This is a genomic window from Halomonas sp. TH-94, from assembly GCF_057473365.1.
The window spans coordinates 18,112-38,998 of sequence record NZ_JBYCKL010000068.1 but is presented as its reverse complement, the minus strand read 5'-3'; the positions used below and the strand labels follow the sequence as shown (position 1 = coordinate 38,998).

Genomic DNA, 20,887 nt, shown 5'->3' with positions numbered 1-20,887 from the left:
TGATTTTCTTTTGTTTGACCCACGCTTCCCAGCGCTCAACCTCACTCCAGCCGCTCAGAAATACGAAATCCAGCCCAGCTGCACTGGCTGCCTGATAATCGTACTTACTGTCGCCGAGAAAGAGCGCGGAATGCTGGATGTTGCCAGAACTCAGCTCACGGGCCAGGATCTCATCCTTGGTGTCGGGGCTACCGAAGATGCCGCCGTCGAACCACTCAACGATACCGCGTTGGGCGAATACGTCGCGCAGCTCGGCTTGATCACCGCCGGAAACGATCAACCAGCGGGCGTTGGGCGTCTGCTGTCGCAGCGCCTCGAGTCTCGGGGACATATCGCAACTCAAGAGCCCCTCCCGCACATACCCGGCATAGGCCTGCAGCAGCGCCTCCAAGTTGGGACCCTGCTCGGCTCGATTCCGCTGCTCGGCATGATCAGCTGCGATCTGTTCCAAGAAATGAGCAAACTTTTTGTAGCGCGACACCCCACCATTGGCGACGTGGTAATCGACCATGGCCTGGGCGGCGGCTTCTCCATAGGGCAAGGTCGTTTGGTAGAAGGCCTCGGTCTTGACTTTGTTGGAATCGAGAACGACGCCATCGCAGTCGAAGACCAGGGTGGTGTAGTCGGTCACGGAAACTCTCTGACTCATGGCGTCACCAGACCCTTTTCTACCAGGCACTCTGCGATCACGAAGTCTTCGGGCCAGTCGATGTCGAAACTGATGAACTTGTCCATGGCGTAGAGATAGGGCCGCCGGCCAATACGATCATCCAGCTCACGATAAAGGTCGGCAGGGGCCAAGAAGGCACCGCTGTTCACCTCATGCACCGGTGCCAGGGTTTGGGTACGTGGCCACTTCTCGATGGTTCGGTCATAGTTCATGGGCTGCTCATCCTGCCAGAGAAACCCGTGAATCGCCGTGGTGGTCATCAAGGAGTCGTAGCCCTGTTCGCGCTGTTCTCTGTAGATCCGGATTACCTCGTCATAGTGCTTCGCGGTGATAAAGGGTGAGGTCACATGGGTCCAGAGAATATGACCCTCGGGGATCAGCTCAAGCGCATGGGCGACCAGCTGATCCGTACTGGTCGCGCTGGACGACAGTTCCTCGACGCGGCGATGCAGGCGCAAGCGGGGCTCATCCAGCGATTCCGCATAGGCCAGAATATCGGCGTCGTTGGTGGTCAGGACGACCTCGTCGATCTCTTCCGCTGCAAGCAGCTGACGCAGCTTGATCTGAATCAGGCCGTTTTCGTAGCCGGCAAACGGCTTGATATTTTTCCTTACCACACGCTGACTGCCGGCACGACAGGGCAGGAAACAGGTCACCTTGTCTGTCATGCGTTCATCCCGTACACGCTTTGCTTGATAACATCGTAGCGCGATGGCGTGATGGCGATGAGGGGAAGCGTGTCGTTGGCTTCCTGGAACTGCTGCACCACGCGGTTCATTTCCGTATTGCGCGGATCTTCACCCGTATAGCCATCGAAGCCAGCTAGATAAAGTGTACGCGCCCCACCGCTGGCGGCAATGGCGAAGGCGTAGGCCATGACGAGTGACGTGGGCGCGGTACAGTGCGTCTCGGAAAACTCGAAGCACTCCGCCTGGACGTTCAGGCCAAAATCCAGAACCTCCTTATCTGCCAGCGAGTCACGCACATCCGCCGGCAGCATGGAGTAGGGGGTGATCAGCGGCTGAGGCAGGCGCGTGTGGGCGTCGCAGTCCGCCAGAAGGCGCACCGGGTGACAGGCGACCCGCAGATCGATCAGCTCGGCATCAATGGCGCTCTGCGTATTGAGGGCCAGCACCAGCGGCTGATGGTCGCGGATATAGCGCTCTAGCGCCCCACCGTGGCGGGCCACGCCCGGGCCGGTGCCCAGCAGCAGCACCTCACGCCCGGCAAAGAGCTCCCTGGGTGACCATTGCCCTTTGGGCTCGCCACGGTAGAAGTGGCGTGCCGCATCTAGGGTGTTGAGGCTGAACTTCTTGCCGCCTTCTACTCGCAGGTGCTCGATCACCGCCAGCACGTCTTCCTCGCTGTAGCGGGAGTCGCCGAGCATCTCCTGGATATAGGTAGGGTGAATGCCGTACTTGCCCGCCAGGTAATAGTAGGGGTTGGTGCCCCAGCCGTAGTGGGCCTGCATAGGCTTGAAGTGCTCACGCAGCAGCACCATCAGCGGCACCATGTTGACCGGTTTGCCGCGCCGCTCGGCGATTTCGATGGCCAGCTCCTCGGTGCGGGCATTGCCCGGCCCGCGGCCCATGCCGGTGACGGTGGAGTCCACCCAGGTCACGCCCTCGTCCAGCGCCCGCAGGGTGTTGGAGAGCGCGAGACCTAAGTTATCATGGGTATGGATGCCCATGGGCCCCTTCCACTCGCTGCGGAACCACTGGATGATCTGCGCCGCCTGATCCGGGCTCATGCTGCCCATGCTGTCGGCGAAGTAGAGCGCATCCATCGGGTAGGCCTTAGCCAGACGAGCGAGCGCCTTCACCTCCTCCTCGGTGCGATCCGCCACCTGCATCAGGTTGAAGCCGACCTGATAGCCACGCTCCTTCAGCCAGGTGACCGCCGGCAGCGCCTTCTCGAACTCATGCACGTGGCAGGCGATCCGCACCAAGTCCACGGGCGAATCCGCTGCCGCGTTGGGGAACAGCCGCTCCAGCGCCTCCTGCTGGGGCACTTCACCCACCAGCTCGTTGCCGTTGACCATCACGCCAATCGTCAGTCCAGCCGGAATCGTCAGGCTGCGGATAAACTCATCAGTGGAGAAGGCGCAAGGGCCCTGGAAGCCTTGGTTTTTCAGCGTGCGAAAGCCCAGCTCCACCACATCGATCCCAGCGGCCTGCATGGCCTCAAGGTATTGGTGGATTAGGTCAGTGGAGAAATCCCAGGCGTTGTAGTAACCGCCGTCGCGGAAGGTGCAGTCTAGGAAATTCATGAAACAGCCTTCTCAATTGATATTTTTTTCGATGCCCGGAACTGGCCACCCACACTTCTAACAAAAATCTTCACTTTATCACAGGAACTTAGCAGCTCTTTATCTTCAACAACAAACCGACCACCTTGGTCATATGGCATTTTCTTTAAAATCTTTCCGCTATTATAAAAATAAAGCGCTACCTCATAGACACCCAGACTAAGCGGAAGTGAATTTTTATCGACCGACACCACCAAGGAATTTTCATTCTTCTCAGCTTTAGCAAAAAAAATAGACGATTCCTCAACTTTAACCCCAACACCAAATATGTCGTATAAATCGACGCTAACTCGCGGCCATAGCTTCAGATAGCTAGCGAAATCTTTAGCTAAACGATCTGAAAACCCGCCGGACTTATAATTTTTATCTCGGAACGAATTAATAACTCTAAGATAAGCATACCCATCAGAATTAACAACAACAGAGTCAACTCCAACATGACTCCCACGACCATATATTCCTTTATGAGAAAAATCCTCTCCATCAAAGAAAACCACAGAAGTAAGACCAAGAGCAATGTTTTCGCTGTAAAACTCAGTGATCCCAATGAAAGCCTGCTTTTCACTGTGATAAAAACCTGCCAAGCCATGAGGAAATGTAAGAATTTTACCAACATTTTCATGACTTAATTCTTTTACAACAGAGTTAAACCAATTCAGAGAAAGCGCATCATCATCGTCAAGCCTAACAGAAGCTATCAGGGCACCATTATCATTGGCGATTTTACTTATTTCTTCTTCCATCGCGCAATTTACATCTGTCTCATGCTCATCCTTCTCAACTACTGCCATAAAGGGGCGACTAGATGCGAGTTTGTAAATCCTTTCCTTGTACTCTTCTGGCATCACTTTCGAAATAGCAAGCACAACTAAAAATTTTAAATTTGAGTCGGAGTTAGAACCAGCTAACTTTTCCAAAGAAGGCAAGGTTATAGATTTAAATATTTTCTCTCTTGCTTCCATTCGATCTTTAGAAAACAAAGATCTTTTATATTCTTCGTCACTTCCTGATTTGGAGGATGTGTGAAGACTAGCTGACCCAGGCTGATATAATGAATACCTAATACCCACGCAAACTATTCGCTGACTTCCTGTTTCTGGTTGTTTATCAACCCCTAACCCCCCAAAATCTTGATAGAATTTTGAAAAACTCCTGACACCACAATCAACTCTAAATGCTAGCTTAGCTACCCCTTTATCAGACCACAACTTGTAATTAAACCTTTTCTTTTTAATAAATTCATGACCTGCAAGAGCTGCCTGAACACAGCCATGAGACTTCATTAAGTCACCGAAGTGACTAGAGCCAATTAGAAACCCTGCATCAAGTGCCTTCACGCTATTCAAATACTGCTCGTACATCAATTTAATTGTTTTTAACGAAGCTTCTGTATTTCCCAGCAAATAGTAAGAGTACGCAAGAACCAGCAACCCTCTGGACAAATTCTGCTGATAAGAAGCCTTTTTTAACTCAAAACTTTCAACGCTAGCCTTCAGCTCAACCAAATATGGATAAGGCGATCTTTTAATATAAAAACAAACCTGCCACAAAACTGTAATTAAGGATATATAAACTTGCTTTCCATCCTCCCTAATACCCCCGGACGGCTCTTTATTATCCGGCAAGAATTTTTCGAAATATTTTTTTGAACTCAAAATCCCTAAATAGAGATCATCATCAATGCACCCATCTGTTTCTATCAACTTATATGCCAGAACAACTTGTGCCGATGCTTTATAAGAAGGCATAAGATCTTTTTCTTTTATCAGCATTCTTGCCACTGAAATTACATCTTTTACATCATCAGGCCTAGAAGACTCGTAATAAAAATTTTCCTCAAAGAATTTATTTATATCCATAGCTTATTATGAAAACCTTTTAAATAGTTTAATCGCCTCAGAGACTCCGTGGTTTTTCCCATGAGCAGACTGCGGCCTAACCTCAATATACATTGGCTGTTTAAAACTATGGAGATGATTTATAAAGACAAGGCCTTGCTCTGAAAAATAATCAGATCCTTCAAGCTGATTGAAACACAAAAAGTACTTACAAGACGTTCTTCTTACTAAGATTTTATTAAGATCATTGTATTTTTCTTCAGGCCCTCTCAGGATATGTAAAAAAAACCTTTTCATGCCGTTGTCAGAATACTTTGAGCCTAACAAAACTGTTTGTGGAACGTTTGCATATATAGCATGCGCGCCCAGTAAGTGGCCATAAAGAATACTTGCATATCCTCCCATACTCGAACCCCACATATAGAGTCGACTTTTACCAGCCCTTTCTCTCACATAACGCAGTATTTCTGGCATTGCATCCAGCCAGAACAAATCTCCATGCTCACCTAAATACCATGAGCCCAGCCCCTCGTAGCCGTAATTATCCATAGGGCAAACAACATTCCAGTTTGGGCTCTTAAACGCTGACGGAGCACCATTATGCCCATGACCATGAAATATAAATAAAATTGGCCTATTGGCCTCGTCGGCAGGAGTAAAATAGAACTCAAAACCCCGACCCTTAATCTCAAGCTCAACCTTTTCAGTTTCCAACCTATTCCCCTGCTCTAAACCAGCCGTAAAAACGTGTCTGAAATCACTTTTATATCAAAAGACGTCGCCACAAATCCCTCGATGCTATCCTGCTCTTTAGAGCCAGCCTTTACCCCCTCAGCAGCCGCCTTAGTATCCGGATACACCCACTCCTTGGGGTAGATCTCATCCGCTCCCTCCCAAGGCAGGATAATCGGCGTGCAGCCAACCGCTGCCCCATCGGCAATGGTGAAGTGGAAGCTTTCAAAGTCACTGGTGGAGAGCGCAAAGTCGATACCGGCATACCACTCGGGCATATCGTTGCCGTGGGGGTCGAAGATCACCGCCCCTTTCAGCAGCGGGTCCTCTTCCAGGCGCCGATACTGGGCTTCATACCAGGCCATTTCCTCGGGGCGGTTGGCCATCCAAGGGTACTCTTCGGGCCGCTTGCCCTTGACCCTCAGAATGTAGCCGTCGTCTTCCTTGCGCAGCTCACGCAGGATATCCAGGGCCAGATCGAAGCGTTTACGCTGCGGCACGATGCCCACAAAGCCCAGCACCTTGCCGTTTGTCTGCTTGCGCGGTACAGATTGCAAGCTGTCCACATCCACGCCGTTATAGACCACCACGCCGTTCTTCTTGAGCACCGGGTTCTTGGCGATCCCCTGGCGCAGGATATGCGGCCCGACGAACATCACCGTATCGAAAGCCTCGAAGGGGATCTTCTGGAACAGGGCGTGATCGATCTCTTGCAGGTGCAGCCTTCCTATCAGCTTCTGCCCTTCCCGCTTGTGCTTCCCGTACCAGATGGCGTTGCCCAGGGTCCACTCGCAGAACACCGTATCGGCCTGGCGTACCAGGCGCTTGCTGGCGGTCTCGTTGTGCTGGTTGTGGCCGGTCCAGAAGTCCAGCAGCAGGCGAATGCCCGCCTTGGTGAAGTAGGGGTAGAACGGCTTGATGAACTTTAGGTCGTGGCCAGCAATCACCACGGTCTTCTTGGGCGCGACGTTGGGCGCCTGCTCGTGATCTTGCGGCGGCTTGCGCAGTGCCAGGGCGGGCTGCTGGGCGGCCCAGCCGGTAAGGTCGCTGGCCGGCATGGCGGTGTTGGGGCGCAGCAGCTGTAACCCGGCATCGATGGGGTGATTCTCCAGTGCCACGCCGGGCCACTCGCCTTCTGCCAGTTCCGGATTGCGGTTAAAGCCGATGCGCGCTTGCGGGGCATAGGCCGTCGGCCAGGCGAGGTCTTCCAAGTCTTCCGGCTCCAAATCCGCCAGGGCGCGGGGATCTGCCAACAGCCAGAGGCTGCCCGCCTCGGCGCTGTGGGCCTGGGGGCTGTCGCAGGCAATGCCGGCGGCTTCCAGCGTGGCCTTGGCATCTGCCTGCCACTGGTTGGCCAGAATGCGCTGGGGGCGCAGGGTCTGGGCCAGGAGTCGCTCTGCCGCCGCATTGGTGAGCTCTTCGGTGAGCAGCGTGATGGCCGGCGGCTCGGGGGCCAGCATCACTACGCCGGCGGTGCGCAGCATCTGCACCAGGCGATGCTGGGTGGTGTGGGCGCGCATAATGGCCCGTGCGCCTTTCAAGGCGACCCGCCAACGGTAGGCGGGGTGATACAGCAGGTTTTCCAGGGCCTGGGCCGCGTCGCTCTCGGTGCGCACGATATGCCCGGCGCCTTCCATATAGCGGTTCATGCCCAGGGCCGGGCCAGAGATCAGCGGCGAGCCGCAGGCGGCGGTCTCAACCACGCGGCGCGAGAACATGGTGGGGGAATCCAGCACCGAGTTGACGTTGATCTGCACCGGGTGGGCCTTGTAGGCCTGAATCATCTCCTCGTAGCTGAGGCTGCCCGCTACATAGCCCCCCAGCGGCCCCGGGTACTTGTAGGGGGATTCCGGGTCGTCGTGCTGGCGGTCGTAGATCGTGAGGCCCAGAGGTGCAGCGGCGCTCATGATCTTGTCCATGTACTCGGTGCGCTCGGGGTAGCGCTTGCCGTAGTAGGTGCCCCCGTAGGCTGCGGTGGCCTGCCACTCGCGGGTCGAGGGCAGCAGGTTGTGGATCTTCGGCGAGGCGTAGAAGGGGCCGCTGCTGGCGGTCTGGCTGAGGGCACCCGGGGTGGCCAGGTAGGGAATGATCCGCCGGCTGTCGGTGGTGAAGACGTGATCGCAAAGCGCAGCCGTCTTGCGGAAGCGCTCGAAGTGAACCGGGTCTTCCTTATTCCAGAACAGCGAGGGGATACCCTGCTTTCGACAGTGAGCCAGCAGCTCACTGAGCGGCGCAAACTCCTCTTCGCTGTAATAGCCCACCTTGCCGTGCCACTGGCCGTTGTTACCCTTCCAGGCGGACTCCACAAGAATGGCATCGATGCGCTGCATGGCCAGCTCTTCGCGCCAGTTTTCCGGCGAGAGCGGCACCACCTTGACGGCGCTGGTCAGGCTGTCGGTCGTGAACTGATCTGCAATCAAGCCAAGGGTGATCTGCTCTAGGCGCTTAGCACCGCTAGAGACCGCCGTGGAGAGAGCCACAGCGGTATCACTACGTAGGCGCTCCAAAGCATCTGCGTAGCGGCGTGTTACGTGATTCCAGGTGCGCTCCTGCTCGATCCAGGCGCGGGCGTTCTGGCCTAAGCGTTGGCGCTCCTCAGGGTTGTTGATCAGCTCCTGTAGGGCTTCGCTCAAGGCCTTGGCACTGCCCTTCTTGAACAGGCGAGCGCGCTCTTCGTTTGGCCCTGCCATGATGGCATGGGGGGAAACATCCGATAGCACCAGGGCCTTGCCCATGGCCATGGCTTCCAGGGGCTTGAGGGCAGAGACCATTTCGGTGACCGCCGATGAGAGCCGCGGAATGGGCAGGATATCCATGCAGGAGAGATAGCGCGGCACTTCTTCGAACGGCACCCGGCCGGTAAAGCGGCACTCCTTTTCGATGCCCAGTTCCTTGGCCTTGGCCTTGACGGTATCGATCACCTTGCCGTCGCCTACCAGCACGAAGGTAAAGGCCTGGCCATTTTTCTTGAGGGTGGCCATGGCTTCCATCAGCAGCTCCAGGCCCTCGTATGCCACGGCGCTGCCTGCATAGCCGATCACCGGCACGCCGGGCTTGAGGTTGAGTTCCTTGGCAATGGCATCATCCGGTGTCATGGGCTGGAAGCGCTCGGCGTTGACCGCATTGGGCACCACCTCGATGCGCTCGCGGGGCACGCCCCAGCTCACCAGTTCCCCCGCAAGTTCTGCGGTAAGTGTAATCACTAGATCCGCTTCCAGTGCCGCCTGTTGCTCCAACTCACGCATCAGCTGATAGCGCTCAGAGCCAGCCCACTCCGGTTGGGTGGAAGCCTGGGTGACTTCCCACAAACCGCGCACTTCATAAACGAACGGCAGGCCCAGGCGGCGAGCCGCTATCAGCGCGGGCAGCGCAGTGATATGGTTGGAGGCGGCAGCGATGATCTCGGCACCGCTAATCTGGGCTTCTCGCAGATAGTGATCGGCGGCCTGAGCCAGATAATGATCCAGTGGGGTCTTGTTGAGGTTCCAGCCCGCACAGGCGGCATAGGTCACCCCCTCTACCTCGGCTTCGTGATAGCCCTTGTTCAGCCCCTTGGCACCGGCATCCCAAGGGAAGCCTGGGCGCGTGGTGGCGCGCACCTTGAAGCCCGCCTGCTGCAGGCCCACCGCCACCCCATGGGAGCGGGTGGAGTAGCCGTTGGTGGCGTGGGGGACCGATTGGTGCAGGCAGTAGAGCAGATGCTGGCAGCGCGTCATCAGGCCAGGGTTGGGCTGGCGAGGCGGTATTCTCACTCCGTCCTTAACTCGAGTAAAACCCTGTAGTGTATTATATAAGTCGCTATTTTTTTTGTTAAACTTAGCCCCCTTCCCACGGAGCTCATCTAAAGCAAGCAACGCCCCAGTTATATCTCCTTTTTTGTAATAAATATCAGCAATTTCCGAAAATCGCTCACGGTACTTCCTTTCATTTAATTTATCAAAAACTACCAAAGGAGACCTGATAATCCGAAAAACCTTTTTCACCAGCCTCCTTGCCCTCATTAAATAAGGATAGAGGCCAAGCTTATAGGAAACACTTTTTATTCTTTGCTTTAACCATCGGCTATCCATTTGTTGATTAGACATTACGAAAACCTTTCATAAAATCGCTGTGAAGTCCTGAACAAGGAAAATTAACTTGCTTCCCAAAGCCCTTTGCTATCGATAAGATAGTCGTGAGAAAGCGAGGTTGATAAAAGGTTTTTGAACATCTTATGATCAACCAGCATTACCAATACATCGGAACTTTCAAAAGCAACTTCTTGATTTACCAGTATGCCGCCTGCCAGTTCTTCACCGTGAAGCTCTTGAATGTTTGGTTCCACCAGGAGTACTTTCCCCGGGTGTTGCGCTACAATTTTCTCGGCAATTTTCATCGCCGGACTCTCTCGCAAATCATCAATATCAGGCTTAAAAGCCAAGCCGAAACAAGCGATGGTCACATCCTTGGCGGTCTTTTCAGGATTCGCAATCAGAAATTTGCCAACGGCTTCGTTGACCTTATCAATCACCCACTGCGGTTTACTATCGTTGACTTCCCGCGCCGTACGAATCAGGCGAGCTTCTTTCGGCGTCTCACTGACGATGAACCACGGGTCCACGGCAATGCAGTGTCCCCCCACTCCGGGGCCGGGCTGAAGGATGTTGACTCTCGGGTGGCGGTTGGCCAGGCGAATCAGTTCCCACACATTGATATCGAGTTTGTCGCAGATGATGGAAAGCTCATTGGCAAAGGCGATGTTCACATCGCGGAAGCTGTTTTCCGTGAGCTTGGCCATTTCGGCTGTGCGGGCCGTAGTGGTAATGCACTCACCTTCCACGAAAATTCTATAGAGGGTGGTTGCCGCTTCGGAGCATTTGGCCGTCATTCCGCCGATCACGCGGTCGTTCTCCACCAGCTCACGCACCACATGGCCCGGCAGCACGCGTTCCGGGCAGTGGGCTACACGAATATCTGACTCATCTCCATGGGTCTGCGGGAAGGTGAGGTCCGGCCTCGCTTCGGCTAGCCAGGCCGCCATCTGCTCGGTAGCGCCTACCGGCGAGGTAGACTCCAGTATGACGAGGTCGCCTTTTTTCAGTACCGGGGCGATGGTCTTACTAGCCGCTTCAATGTAGCTCAAGTCTGGCACGTGATCGTTGCCATTCTCGGCTTTGAAAGGAGTGGGCACGGCAATGAGGAAGGCATCCGCCGGCTCCGGTTCGGTAGTAGCGCGTAGGTAGCCTTCCTTGACCGCTGAACGCACCACGATATCCAATTCGGGCTCGACGATATGGATCTCACCGCGGTTGATGGTATCCACGGCGTGCTGATTGATATCTACGCCAACCACCTTCTTGCGGCGCGAAGCGATGACGGCGGCTGTCGGCAAGCCAATGTAGCCCAAGCCAATAACGGAGATCGTATTGAAGTTCATCAATCCACCCAAGGAAGTACGCAGGAAAATTAGATGTAGAGAGAGCTGGTGTTATTTTAAGCTTGTGACCAAAGCATCACGGATGCGTTGGCACGCCTTTCCATCTCCATAAGGGTTATGGGCGTAGCTCATGGTTTCGTAGGCCGCCTGATCGGTTAACAGGGTATCCAACTCGCTAGCGATACGCTCTACATCGGTACCCACCAGCTTGACCGTACCGGCATCCACGGCTTCCGGCCGCTCGGTGGTGTCGCGCATCACCAGCACTGGCTTGCCTAGTGAGGGCGCTTCTTCCTGCACACCTCCGGAATCGGTGAGGATCAAGTAAGCACGGTTCATCAAGTAGACGAATGGCAGATAGTCCAGGGGTTCGATCAGATAAACATTATCAATATCGGATAGCAAACGATTGACCGGTTCCCGCACATTGGGGTTGAGGTGCATCGGATAGACGATTTGAGTGTCAGGATGGCGCATCGCCGTATCGTGCAGCGCCTGGCAAATCCGCTCGAAGCCGTCGCCGAAGCTCTCGCGGCGATGACCGGTTACCAGGATCAACTTTCGCTTGGCATCCAGGAAGCTGAACTGCTCGGCAAAACGCTGCTGGAAGATCTGGTTATCCTCCAGCTTACGCACCACATCGAGCAGTGCATCGATCACCGTATTGCCGGTGACATGCACCTTGGCGGGGGCTACGCCCTCTTCCAACAGATTCTGCCGAGAGCGGTCCGTTGGTGCGAAGTGAAGCTCGGCCAAGGCGCCAGTGAGTTTGCGATTGGCCTCTTCCGGCCAAGGTGAATAAATATTGCCTGTGCGAAGTCCTGCTTCCACGTGCCCCACAGGAATCTGCTGATAGTAGGCAGCTAGAGTGGTGGAAAGCGTGGTGGAGGTGTCGCCGTGTACCAGTACTATATTTGGCTTTTCTTCAGCCAGAACGGTCTTCATTCCCTGCAAGATTGCTGTGGTTACGTCGGTAAGGTCCTGGCCGGGCTTCATGATGCTCAGGTCGTGATCAGGCTTTAGTTCAAACAGTTCCAGCACCTGATCCAACATTTCGCGATGCTGACCTGTCACGCATACCTTGGCATCGAAGCGCTCGTCGGCTGCCAGCGAAAGAGCTAGAGGGGCCATTTTGATGGCTTCGGGTCGCGTGCCGAACACGCAGAGAGTTTTGATTGGCATGTCTTCTAGGCTTTAGAATGTATGAATTAAGGATTGCAAGTACTAGGCTGACTCCGCCAACGAAGCCCCGCGCCCCACTGCGTAATAAAGCAACCCCGCCTGCTTCACTCGCGTTGGGTCGAACAGGTTTCGGCCATCTACGATCACAGGCGTGGTGAGCTGCAGCTTTAGCCAGTCGAAATCCACGGCTCGGAAGTCTTTCCATTCAGTGCAGATCGCCAGGGCATCAGCTCCCTTCACGGCCTGGATACGGTCGGCCACCAATACAAGGTCATCACGGTCGCCGTAGATCCGCCGGCACTCTCGCATGGCTTGCGGGTCGTAGGCTTGCACGGTGGCACCAGCATCCCACAAGGCTTCCATCAATCGGCGGCTGGGGGCGTCGCGCATGTCGTCGGTGTCGGGCTTGAATGCCAGCCCCCATAGGGCGATGGTCTTGCCGTTCAGGTCACCGTCGAAAGCCTGCATGAGCTTGGCGAACAGGGTTTGCTTCTGGCGGCTGTTCACCGCCTCTACGGCGTTGAGCAGCTCGGGCTGGTACCCGGCCTGTGTCGCGGTACGGGCCAGGGCTCGTACGTCTTTAGGAAAACAGGAACCGCCGTAGCCGCAGCCGGGGTAGATGAAGTGGTAGCCAATGCGCGGGTCGGAACCTATTCCATGCCGCACCTGCTCCACGTCGGCACCCAGCCTTTCAGCCAGGTTCGCGATCTCGTTCATAAAACTGATCTTGGTGGCCAACATGGCATTGGCGGCGTACTTGGTCAGCTCGGCGGCGCGAATATCCATGAACATCAGTTTGTCGCGAAGGCGGTTGTAGGGGGCGTAGCATTCGCGCATCAGCGCTTTTACCCGATCGGAATCGGTCCCTACGACGATACGTGCACCATGGGAAAAGTCTTCAATGGCTGTGCCCTCTTTCAGGAACTCGGGGTTGGAACACACGTCGAACTCGGCTGGTGCGCCACGAGCTTCCAGGGCACCTCTTAAAGCGGTACGTACCTTATCCGCCGTGCCCACCGGTACGGTGGATTTGTTGATGATTACCTTGTAGTCGTTCAAGTGTTCACCAATGGTTTTGGCCACGGCGAGCACATACTGTAGGTCTGCACTGCCGTCTTCATCCGGCGGTGTGCCTACGGCAATGAATTGCAGCTTACCGAAGGCTACTGCATTGGCCGCTTCGGTTGTGAAACGCAATCGCCCGGCCGCCATGTTCTGCTTGACCATGGTTTCCAGCCCCGGCTCGTAAATAGGAATCTCTCCGCGTTCCAGGCGTGCAATCTTGTCGGGATCGATGTCCATGCACATCACATCGTGCCCGACATCGGCGAGACATGCGCCGGTCACCAGGCCTACGTAGCCGGTCCCGAATACGGTGATGTTCATTGCGTTCCTTAAAGTCCTGCACGTTCATGCAGGTAGGAGTGATGTGAGATGGTCCGTTACAGCAGTTGGCCCTGCTCTCTGGCCCGTTTGTGTATGCCTTGCTCGCTGAGGTTCGGTGCACTCACGAGCACATCGACCTTACGTCCGTGCATGGCGCGCATGATCCGCACGCTGAGCCGCGCGGAGAGCTGTGCCGGGTACGCAACGGGCTTATCAAGCTCCACGAATAGGTCGATATCTCCGCCACGGGCGGTGTCGTCCAGGCGGGAGCCGAACAATTTTACTGAGGCGCTCTCACCAAGCTCTTCATGAACGATCCGCTGGATGGTTTGGCGTTGGGTATCCGTCAGGCGCATGGGGGTGGAGTCGCCACACGAGGCGCACGAGCGCCTTGTAGCAGTCCTTCGGTACTCAGGTCTTCGTCGATATCCGGCCAGTGGATTCCGTATCCAGCGCCAGCCAGCTCCCAGTGCTCGCGCTCAGCCTGGCTGGCGTTGGCCAGTCGGGGGTACCATGCCAAGGGCACGGAAATCGCCCGCCCGTCCATCAGCTCCACTGTGAGACGGTCATCATCGATGCTGACGCTCATGACCCGGAGGTCGGCCGCTGCGTTGAGAAACATGTGATAAACGTTATCATGCAACGCTTTTCAGATACTGTGGCTCATGAAGGCGAGCAGGAGATAGCTCCAGCCCATTGGGCCAGCAGAGTGCCCCAGCGTCGATAAAGCATCGCTTGGCATATGCTTCGTTCTTCAAGGGCTCAAGCAAGGGGCCTCGATGCTCCCTCAGGTATTCTGCTAAATCGAATATCCCGTGCTCACCATCTGAGAACTCCAGTTCGAGTTGGAAATTTTTCAGATACTTAACATAAAGCAGCTTAATCATGGTCTGCTCCTCGAATGCGCTCCAAAGGCTCAAAGTGCTGCGCTCGCTCCCAATTTTCGAGCAGCTCATTCTGATGCTCAAGACACCATTCCCGGACGATGTTGGCCGCCTTTCTCGGCAGTTTTCCAACTTTCACTTCTCCAGAGCGGATCTCGACCAATGCCTCGAATCCTTGGTATTCGACATGCACATGAGGCGGCGGATGATCGTCATGCCACATACGAACCACTATACCAAAGAATATGGATAGGATAGGCATATCCCTATGCTCCTCAAGTCAGTGCTGCGGGCTCTGCTCGTCTAGCTAACTCTGCGGCCGCTGTTACCTGGAGTTCATGCCCCGCCCCTTCGGCCCATTCCAGCAGCTTGGCCTTGAGTGCGGCCTGGGCGTGGGTGTCGCCGTGTACCAGGCGCACTTCCCGTGGCGGGTGGCGCATACGGCGCACGAAGTTTAGCAGGTCGTGCTGGTCGGCGTGGGCGGAGTAGCCGTTCACGGTTTCGACCCGTGCGCGTATCTCGATGCGCCGGCCCTCCAGTTCCACCCAGCCGCCGCTGGGCCCGTAGCGCTGTATGTTGCGGCCCGGGGTGCCCTGGGCCTGATAGCCGGTGAAGAGCACGCAGTGGCGCTCGTCGCTCAGCATGCGCTTGAGGTAGTTGACCACCCTGCCGCCGCTGACCATGCCGCTGGCGGCGATCACCACCGCAGGCCTGCCGCTCTCGGCCAGGTAGGCCACGGTACGCTCGTGGGCTTCGTGGTCGTCTACGGTGTAGAGGTTCTCGAAGCTGAGCGGGTGGCGGCCGCTGCGCAGCCGCCGGTGGGCTTCGGCGTCCCACCAGGGTTTGAGCTCGCGGTAAACTTCAGTGAAACGTGCGGCCAGGGGTGAGTCGACGATGATTTCGAGCTCGCGCCAGCGTTCGCTGCGTGCGTCGTGTATCAGCCCTTCCAGTTCGTAGAGCAGCTCCTGGGTGCGGCCTACGCTGAAGGCGGGTATCACCACGGTGCCGCCATTTTCCAGCGCTCTGTCGATGGCGGCCTCGAGCCGCTGGCGGCGGTGAACTCTGTCTTCGTGCAGGCGGTCGCCGTAGGTGGCTTCCAGCACCAGCACGTCGGCCCGGTACGGCGGCTTGGGTGCCGGCAGCAGCGGTGCGTGGGGCGCGCCCAGGTCGCCGGAGAATACGGTGCGCTGGCTCTGCCCGCTGGCTTTGTCCTGAGTATCCACTTCCACGTAGGCGGAGCCGAGGATATGCCCGGCGCGCTGCAGCTTGACGCGAATGCGGTGGCGCTCGTCGTCGAGTACGGTGTGCCACTGCTTGTACTCCAGCGCTACCAGGCGCCCTTCCACTTCGGCCAGAAAGCGTTCGATCAGGGCGCGGTCGCGGGTGAAGCCGATCTTGAGCGCGTCTTCTATGACCAACGGCAGTAGCCGGGCCGAGGGCACCGAGCAGAGAATCGGCCCCTTGTAGCCCGCCGCCAGCAGGTAGGGCAGCCGGCCGATGTGGTCGATGTGCACGTGGGTGACCACCAGCGCCAGCACGTCTACCACCGGGAAGCGCACGGTGTGCTGCTCCAGGCTGTCGATGCGCTCGGCATCCTGGCCCTGGAACAGGCCGCAATCCACCAGCAGGGCGCGATCCTCGGCAATTTGCAGGCGGTGGCAGCTGCCGGTGACGCCCGCCCCGCCGCCGTGGTGGAGAATGTTCATGAAGTCGTCTTGTTCATTATTGATCGGATTGATCGTGGGGCTTCGATGTTTTGGCTCTAGCCCGGCCTTGCTAACTATCGTCTCTCAGAATGCACTGGGCTTCGCTTTCGATGAAATCGAGCGCAGCTTCCGGCACTTGATAGCGATATTGCTTACGGCGGTTGTTCGACAGCCGCCCGTGGTGACTCAGACACTGCATGATCAGCTTGGCGAGATCGCTCCCGCGAATGTCGTAGCGTGCGTTGACGGCTTGGTAGATCTTGTCGAAACGCTCGAGGTAGCGCGTTTCTTCTCGCAGATCGTTCTCCAACGCGGCTTTGGCCATGCGCAGCAGGAACTCGACTGCGGGGGTCGCGTTCCAGTAGCGGTAAATCACCTCGCTACCGGTGAAGCTGAACTCATGATGCTCCGCATCGATCCACTCGACCCGCCAGCGCTCACGCGCGGGGCGGGAAAACGCCTCCAGCGCTGCCAGGTATTCGGCTTCATGCCGTTTCATGGCCACCGAAACCGGCAAGAGCAGCCCCTTCCTCAGTACCCCCGCCTGGCATAGCTGCTGATGCACCAGGAAGCGAGAGATGGGCCCGTTGCCATCCATAAAAGGATGTATCAGCACGAAGCCGAATGACGTGACGGCTGCCGCGACAAGAGGCGGCACGACTGGGCCGCTGCCATTGGCAAACTCCAGCAGCTCGTGCATGAGCTCATGGCAGAGAGGAGGTGGCGGCGGCAAATAGCTGACTCCTAGCGCCCCACGCGCCCCGTTGTGCAGGTAGTTCTGTTCCTCGCGAAAACCGAAGGCCTTGTCGAATGGGTTGTCTATCGCGGCGTTTTGCAGCTCGACTAAATAGGCTTCGCTGAGCTCACGCGGCTCATGGGCTTGTTGGAGCAGCTGTACGAAACGCTGTTGTTTGTCTGCAGAGGGGGCTTCGCGCTCGATGGCAAACGATGACTGGGTTTCGCTGAGATAGGCCCACTGCACCGCTCGATCCAGCGTTTCCGCCGGCAGAGATTCGATGAACTCTGCTGCCTGCGCCAGGATATCCTCCCGCAACAGGTTCTCGATCTGCGCCGAACGTCGCACTGTGGCACACCACGCAAGCGAGCCCAGTCCATTGAAGTCGACACGCCAGCGTGAATCGCGCCGGACCGGCCCGGTCACATAGGCGCGTGGGTCGAACAGCGGCACGGCTTTACCGCGCACCTCCGGCTGATAATCGAGCTGCGAGCCGGTAAATGCTTCGAAGAGAAAGCCCAGCTTGCGCAGATAGGCACCATTTGGGGCCTTACGTAGCGCAGCTATCAATTCTGTGGGGTCGAGCCTCGGCAGCACCTCAGCCAGTATGGCCAGCTCAACCCCCTCATGCTTGAGCGCGAACAGCAGGTGCTCCAGGAGGCTGTCCTGCTCCGGCGCTCGATTGGCCGGGACGGCCAGGCCGCCTTCTATCTGGGCTAAGCGCGTCACTGGCCGAACGTATGCAGGCCGCTCGGGGGGAAAAGCACTCAAACCATGGGCTTGGCGAATGTGTTCGTAGCCTACTGCCCTCATACGAGCCGTCTCATGCGAGCCGTTTCATGCACTGTCTCACTCGGGCTGGGCTCGTTCGCTCTGCCTTGCTTGGTCTGGTTCGAGCGCCCGACCGAATGCTTGCTTTCACTTCCGCCTGCTGCGGTCATTTTTTTGTCAGCTGAACAACAAAATTTTCACTTACTGGCATTTTGCCCATTTTTTCTTAACCGAACCTGGCCGAGCATAGAACCTGAATGGTAACTCCCTCTTCGCCAGCCACCGCCCAGGCACGCTACCGCCCAGGGATTGTTCCGGGCGTTTCCCTGGCCCTGGTCACGTAGCGATATCATGTGCCGGGACGGGGCGTGCGCAATCGCGTATGAAAGAGCCACAGGCGCTCCAAGCCCTGGGCAGTGCTTTCTCGTTCCCTAGTCGAGCTGGGGCTCGACACTTCAGGCAGCGCTACGAATCGCCTGCTAACGATTCGTACGGCACTCCCCTTCTCCCTGCCGGGTATCGTTATTGGAATAGCCGAATTCTACGGCACTTGCGCGTGATGCTCTACCGCTACTTGCGCGCAAATTATCTTGACAACTCAAGCAGTTGTTCAATTAGTTCTGGATCATGAGGTCGCTGCCAGTCTTTCGTGTTACAAACCCATGCCATACAGCTGACCGACGCTGGATCAACGGCAGCGCCACACCGCCAGGAGATGCAGCAGCGCCAGCAGGATCAGGCTGGCCGAGAGCCAACCGAGGCCGGCAAGCAGGGTTTCGAAACCGCCAGGTAGCGTATGAGGTGGGCGATAGCTCATGCCGTGCTCGGCAAGGCGCGCCACTAGATAGGTGAATGCCGCCACCAAAGCCAGCGCCATGCTGGAGTGCCATTCGGCCAACAGGCGGGTAATGCGCCAGGGCTCGCCAGCGGGTTTGGCCGCTGCCTTTCCTCTGGCACTCGCCTTGTTACCGGCCTTGGGCTTGGTGGCCGCTTTTGCGCTGGTACGCGCACTCGCTCGGGGCTTGGCCGCTGTACGTCGAGGTTTGGCCGTCTTTTTTCCGCCCCCTGGGGCGAAGCCGGAAGCTACCCAGTGCAGCAGGCGTGAAAGCGCCCAGCCAAAGGTAAACAAGACGGATAGCGCCAGGCTACCCATCACCAGGAAATAGGTCATTGCAACTCAAGCGATACGCCCGAGAGACTGCATGGTACGAAGCAGAATGGCCACGCTCTCCCTGGGCTGGGCATATTCGTTCATCAGCGATTTGAGCCGTTGCTCGAAAACTTCATGACGCTGCTGCTGCTCTTCCGCCTCGAGATCCGCCAGGCTGCGCACGGGCGGCCCTGTGGGGATATCCAGCCGTGAATTGGGCTTCTCCAGCTCGCGCAGGGCCTCGGCGAAGGCGTCGTCGAGCTCGCGGAACTTGCGCAGCTTCTCGCGCTCATCCATCGATCGGTTGGGTTTCTGGTTTTTCATCTTTATCCGATTTTACTCAAGTACCTATAAAAAAATTTTGCGGTACCTGCGGGTGAAGGGCCCGAGTATACCGCCAAACCACTGAGTAGCGAAGGTTTGTGCATGCACTACGCTGAAGGCAACGGGCTCTCGCTAACAGAAGATGCGTATCGTTCCCGTTAAATATTATGCACAAACGGTCAAACCTGGTAACCAAACTTGCCTTTGGCGCCCGCCACAGCGCATAAAGGGATCCAGAAAAACTATAAAAAACGCGGGCGTTATGCCTGCAGGCCTCTGCCCAGACGCCAGTGAGGGCACCGTGTATTGGCAGATGCAGCAAACGAGGCACTGCTGCTGAATCACGCAAGGGACAGTTATGTTTAACGAGATGATGCGGGCGGAGATCTGGCTGCAAGACCACCTGGAAAGCCAAAAGGGAATAGAAGACCTCGCCAGCCGACTCGGTTACTCCACCTCTCAGGTGCGGCGCAGGTTCAAGCAGTGCTTTGGCTTGTCCCCCAGCGCGTACCGCGACAGTTTGCGGCTGGAGAAGGCGGCACGCTTGCTGGCCTTCACCCCTTTACCGATACAAACCATTGCCACCCGGTGCGGCTATCAGAATCACTCTGCCTTCAGCCGGGCCTTTCAACGATACCACAATCAGACGCCACGCCAATACCGCCAGGCGATACGTTTGAAACTAGGTGGTAACCCTTTTTGCAAGCAGAATACTCGAGAGGCGCCTGCGTTTGAAATACACCAGATGCCTGCTCGCCACGCGCTGGTGACTCGGCTTTATCACCCTGCCCGCAGTTCCAACCTGAGCATGCTGAAAAAGTGGCGCCAACATGCCAAAGGCACCGAGGGGCTTTCCGAGCGCTTGAAGAGCGGGCGAATGCTTGCCTTGATGCATAACATACCGCTGCCTTGTGACACGGAGCGAATCGATGTAGGTCCGCTGGTCAACCAGCATGAGGCGCCGGGCATACCCGTACCGCCCTCATTCCGAGTAGTGAAGGTACCTTCTCAGTACTACGCCTGCGTCGCACTCGAAGCCCTGGAGGACATAAACGATGTCCTTCATTACTTGATATCCGAAGGACTGCCGGCCAAGCACTACCACGCCACGGGTGAAGCGCTTCAGGTGGAATGGGCGGCGGATGACATCGTAATGCGACTGCCCGTACAGAAGATAAAGAAGCAACGGCACGGACAGTAATCGGCTCCAGAAGCCGGGCCCAGGCGGCCCGGCAACTACACCTCAAGACTCGACGCGTACCAGCCAGCCTTCCACGGTGTCGGAACCGTGCTCATCTTTCCACGCCTTGAGCGTCTTTTGATTGCCGCCGCGGGTTTCCACGACTTCACCCGTCTGGGGGTTCTTGTAGATTTTCAGCTTACGCTTGCGGCGGCCGCTACCGGTAGCGGCGGCTGCTTTGGCCGGCGCTGACTTGCCACCCTGCGGCTCCAGCAGGTTGATGACATCGGAAGAACTCTTGTTGAACTCACGCATGAGAGACTCGAGCTTGTCCTTGAACTGCAGCTCGGCCTTCAGGCGATCGTCGTTTTGCAGCCGCTCCATTTCAGCCTGAAGCTGCTTGAGCTGCTGCTCTTTCTGCATGAATTCGCTAAGAAGGGACATCGGCGTTCCTGTAAATGATCTGGGAGATTTGCGGGATGCGGCCTATAAATACAACAACCCGGACAAAATGACAACTCTTCGGGTTATTTTCAACCACATTATCGGCAACGTCAAATAGACAGGCAAAACGCTCTCGAGAAGCCGCGATACCGAGTGCCGC

19 protein-coding genes are annotated in these 20,887 nt (G+C 56.5%); 1 reads left to right on the top strand and 18 read right to left on the bottom strand.

Translation table 11 applies throughout. From position 1 onward, the window contains the following. From AC2VNO_RS13845 to AC2VNO_RS13765, 17 genes are all read right to left on the bottom strand, one after another. Positions 1-631: HAD family hydrolase (locus AC2VNO_RS13845; RefSeq protein ID WP_486934668.1), on the bottom strand; the 631-nt coding region annotated here is incomplete at its 3' end. A 14-nt stretch (positions 632-645) separates the two neighbouring features. Next, positions 646-1,338: an acylneuraminate cytidylyltransferase family protein gene (locus AC2VNO_RS13840; RefSeq protein WP_486934667.1), complete on the bottom strand. Its 693-nt coding sequence runs from the start codon at positions 1,336-1,338 to the stop codon at positions 646-648. Beyond that, positions 1,335-2,939, bottom strand: a complete 1,605-nt coding sequence (locus tag AC2VNO_RS13835) for an aldolase catalytic domain-containing protein (protein ID WP_486934666.1) — start codon at positions 2,937-2,939, stop codon at positions 1,335-1,337. Before AC2VNO_RS13835 ends, AC2VNO_RS13840 begins: the two co-directional genes overlap by 4 nt. Beyond that, on the bottom strand, positions 2,936-4,837 hold the full coding sequence (locus tag AC2VNO_RS13830; protein WP_486934665.1) for a glycosyltransferase: 1,902 nt from the start codon (positions 4,835-4,837) through the stop codon (positions 2,936-2,938). Before AC2VNO_RS13830 ends, AC2VNO_RS13835 begins: the two co-directional genes overlap by 4 nt. 6 nt (positions 4,838-4,843) lie before the next feature. After that, complete coding sequence (locus tag AC2VNO_RS13825; RefSeq protein WP_486934664.1) at positions 4,844-5,530, bottom strand: alpha/beta hydrolase family protein; 687 nt, start codon at positions 5,528-5,530, stop codon at positions 4,844-4,846. Between the two features lie 14 nt (positions 5,531-5,544). Beyond that, entirely contained in the window at positions 5,545-9,300 is a 3,756-nt protein-coding gene (locus AC2VNO_RS13820; RefSeq protein WP_486934663.1) for a glycosyltransferase, read from the bottom strand. A gap of 380 nt (positions 9,301-9,680) precedes the next feature. Next, complete coding sequence (wecC, locus tag AC2VNO_RS13815) at positions 9,681-10,964, bottom strand: UDP-N-acetyl-D-mannosamine dehydrogenase (protein ID WP_486934662.1); 1,284 nt, start codon at positions 10,962-10,964, stop codon at positions 9,681-9,683. 51 nt (positions 10,965-11,015) lie between these two features. Further along, the gene (wecB, locus tag AC2VNO_RS13810) at positions 11,016-12,140 is read right to left on the bottom strand and encodes a non-hydrolyzing UDP-N-acetylglucosamine 2-epimerase (protein ID WP_486934671.1); all 1,125 of its coding nucleotides are present in this window, start codon (positions 12,138-12,140) and stop codon (positions 11,016-11,018) included. A gap of 48 nt (positions 12,141-12,188) precedes the next feature. Next, a complete protein-coding gene (locus AC2VNO_RS13805) occupies positions 12,189-13,532 on the bottom strand; it encodes a UDP-glucose dehydrogenase family protein (protein WP_486934661.1) in 1,344 nt (447 codons plus the stop codon). Positions 13,533-13,588: 56 nt separating this feature from the next. After that, complete coding sequence (locus tag AC2VNO_RS13800; RefSeq protein WP_486934660.1) at positions 13,589-13,888, bottom strand: nucleotidyltransferase domain-containing protein; 300 nt, start codon at positions 13,886-13,888, stop codon at positions 13,589-13,591. Next, on the bottom strand, positions 13,879-14,154 hold the full coding sequence (locus AC2VNO_RS13795) for a DUF2442 domain-containing protein (RefSeq protein WP_486934659.1): 276 nt from the start codon (positions 14,152-14,154) through the stop codon (positions 13,879-13,881). Before AC2VNO_RS13795 ends, AC2VNO_RS13800 begins: the two co-directional genes overlap by 10 nt. 13 nt (positions 14,155-14,167) lie before the next feature. Continuing rightward, positions 14,168-14,419: a DUF2442 domain-containing protein gene (locus AC2VNO_RS13790; RefSeq protein WP_486934658.1), complete on the bottom strand. Its 252-nt coding sequence runs from the start codon at positions 14,417-14,419 to the stop codon at positions 14,168-14,170. Further along, positions 14,412-14,678 (bottom strand): DUF4160 domain-containing protein, encoded by a 267-nt coding sequence (locus tag AC2VNO_RS13785; protein WP_486934657.1) that lies wholly within the window; start codon positions 14,676-14,678, stop codon positions 14,412-14,414. Before AC2VNO_RS13785 ends, AC2VNO_RS13790 begins: the two co-directional genes overlap by 8 nt. 13 nt (positions 14,679-14,691) lie before the next feature. Next, positions 14,692-16,122 carry an MBL fold metallo-hydrolase RNA specificity domain-containing protein gene (locus tag AC2VNO_RS13780; protein WP_486934656.1) on the bottom strand — a complete coding sequence of 477 codons (1,431 nt, stop codon included), beginning with the start codon at positions 16,120-16,122 and terminating at the stop codon, positions 14,692-14,694. 70 nt (positions 16,123-16,192) lie between these two features. Next, entirely contained in the window at positions 16,193-17,587 is a 1,395-nt protein-coding gene (locus tag AC2VNO_RS13775; protein ID WP_486934655.1) for a Fic family protein, read from the bottom strand. A gap of 730 nt (positions 17,588-18,317) precedes the next feature. Further along, on the bottom strand, positions 18,318-18,800 hold the full coding sequence (locus AC2VNO_RS13770) for a hypothetical protein (protein WP_486934654.1): 483 nt from the start codon (positions 18,798-18,800) through the stop codon (positions 18,318-18,320). 6 nt (positions 18,801-18,806) lie between these two features. Beyond that, entirely contained in the window at positions 18,807-19,103 is a 297-nt protein-coding gene (locus AC2VNO_RS13765; RefSeq protein ID WP_486934653.1) for a hypothetical protein, read from the bottom strand. A 358-nt stretch (positions 19,104-19,461) separates the two neighbouring features. Here AC2VNO_RS13765 and AC2VNO_RS13760 point away from each other — a divergent pair, with 358 nt between their 5' ends. Next, complete coding sequence (locus tag AC2VNO_RS13760; RefSeq protein WP_486934652.1) at positions 19,462-20,304, top strand: helix-turn-helix transcriptional regulator; 843 nt, start codon at positions 19,462-19,464, stop codon at positions 20,302-20,304. Positions 20,305-20,346: 42 nt separating this feature from the next. On the opposite strand, the gene AC2VNO_RS13755 is transcribed toward AC2VNO_RS13760, so the two are convergent. Beyond that, a complete protein-coding gene (locus AC2VNO_RS13755; protein ID WP_486934651.1) occupies positions 20,347-20,727 on the bottom strand; it encodes a histone-like nucleoid-structuring protein, MvaT/MvaU family in 381 nt (126 codons plus the stop codon). Positions 20,728-20,887: the final 160 nt, after the last annotated feature.

Bases quoted from the DNA above. Each gene is read 5' to 3' on its own strand.
- AC2VNO_RS13840 (WP_486934667.1), bottom strand. From the start codon at position 1,338: ATGACAGACAAGGTGACCTGTTTCCTGCCCTGTCGTGCCGGCAGTCAG.
- AC2VNO_RS13780 (WP_486934656.1), bottom strand. From the start codon at position 16,122: ATGAACATTCTCCACCACGGCGGCGGGGCGGGCGTCACCGGCAGCTGC.
- AC2VNO_RS13805 (WP_486934661.1), bottom strand. From the start codon at position 13,532: ATGAACATCACCGTATTCGGGACCGGCTACGTAGGCCTGGTGACCGGC.
- AC2VNO_RS13765 (WP_486934653.1), bottom strand. From the start codon at position 19,103: ATGAAAAACCAGAAACCCAACCGATCGATGGATGAGCGCGAGAAGCTG.
- AC2VNO_RS13835 (WP_486934666.1), bottom strand. From the start codon at position 2,939: ATGAATTTCCTAGACTGCACCTTCCGCGACGGCGGTTACTACAACGCC.
- AC2VNO_RS13790 (WP_486934658.1), bottom strand. From the start codon at position 14,419: ATGATTAAGCTGCTTTATGTTAAGTATCTGAAAAATTTCCAACTCGAA.
- AC2VNO_RS13830 (WP_486934665.1), bottom strand. From the start codon at position 4,837: ATGGATATAAATAAATTCTTTGAGGAAAATTTTTATTACGAGTCTTCT.
- AC2VNO_RS13800 (WP_486934660.1), bottom strand. From the start codon at position 13,888: ATGCGCCTGACGGATACCCAACGCCAAACCATCCAGCGGATCGTTCAT.
- AC2VNO_RS13795 (WP_486934659.1), bottom strand. From the start codon at position 14,154: ATGTTTCTCAACGCAGCGGCCGACCTCCGGGTCATGAGCGTCAGCATC.
- AC2VNO_RS13785 (WP_486934657.1), bottom strand. From the start codon at position 14,678: ATGCCTATCCTATCCATATTCTTTGGTATAGTGGTTCGTATGTGGCAT.
- AC2VNO_RS13760 (WP_486934652.1), top strand. From the start codon at position 19,462: ATGTTTAACGAGATGATGCGGGCGGAGATCTGGCTGCAAGACCACCTG.
- wecC (WP_486934662.1), bottom strand. From the start codon at position 10,964: ATGAACTTCAATACGATCTCCGTTATTGGCTTGGGCTACATTGGCTTG.
- AC2VNO_RS13755 (WP_486934651.1), bottom strand. From the start codon at position 20,727: ATGTCCCTTCTTAGCGAATTCATGCAGAAAGAGCAGCAGCTCAAGCAG.
- AC2VNO_RS13770 (WP_486934654.1), bottom strand. From the start codon at position 18,800: ATGACCTATTTCCTGGTGATGGGTAGCCTGGCGCTATCCGTCTTGTTT.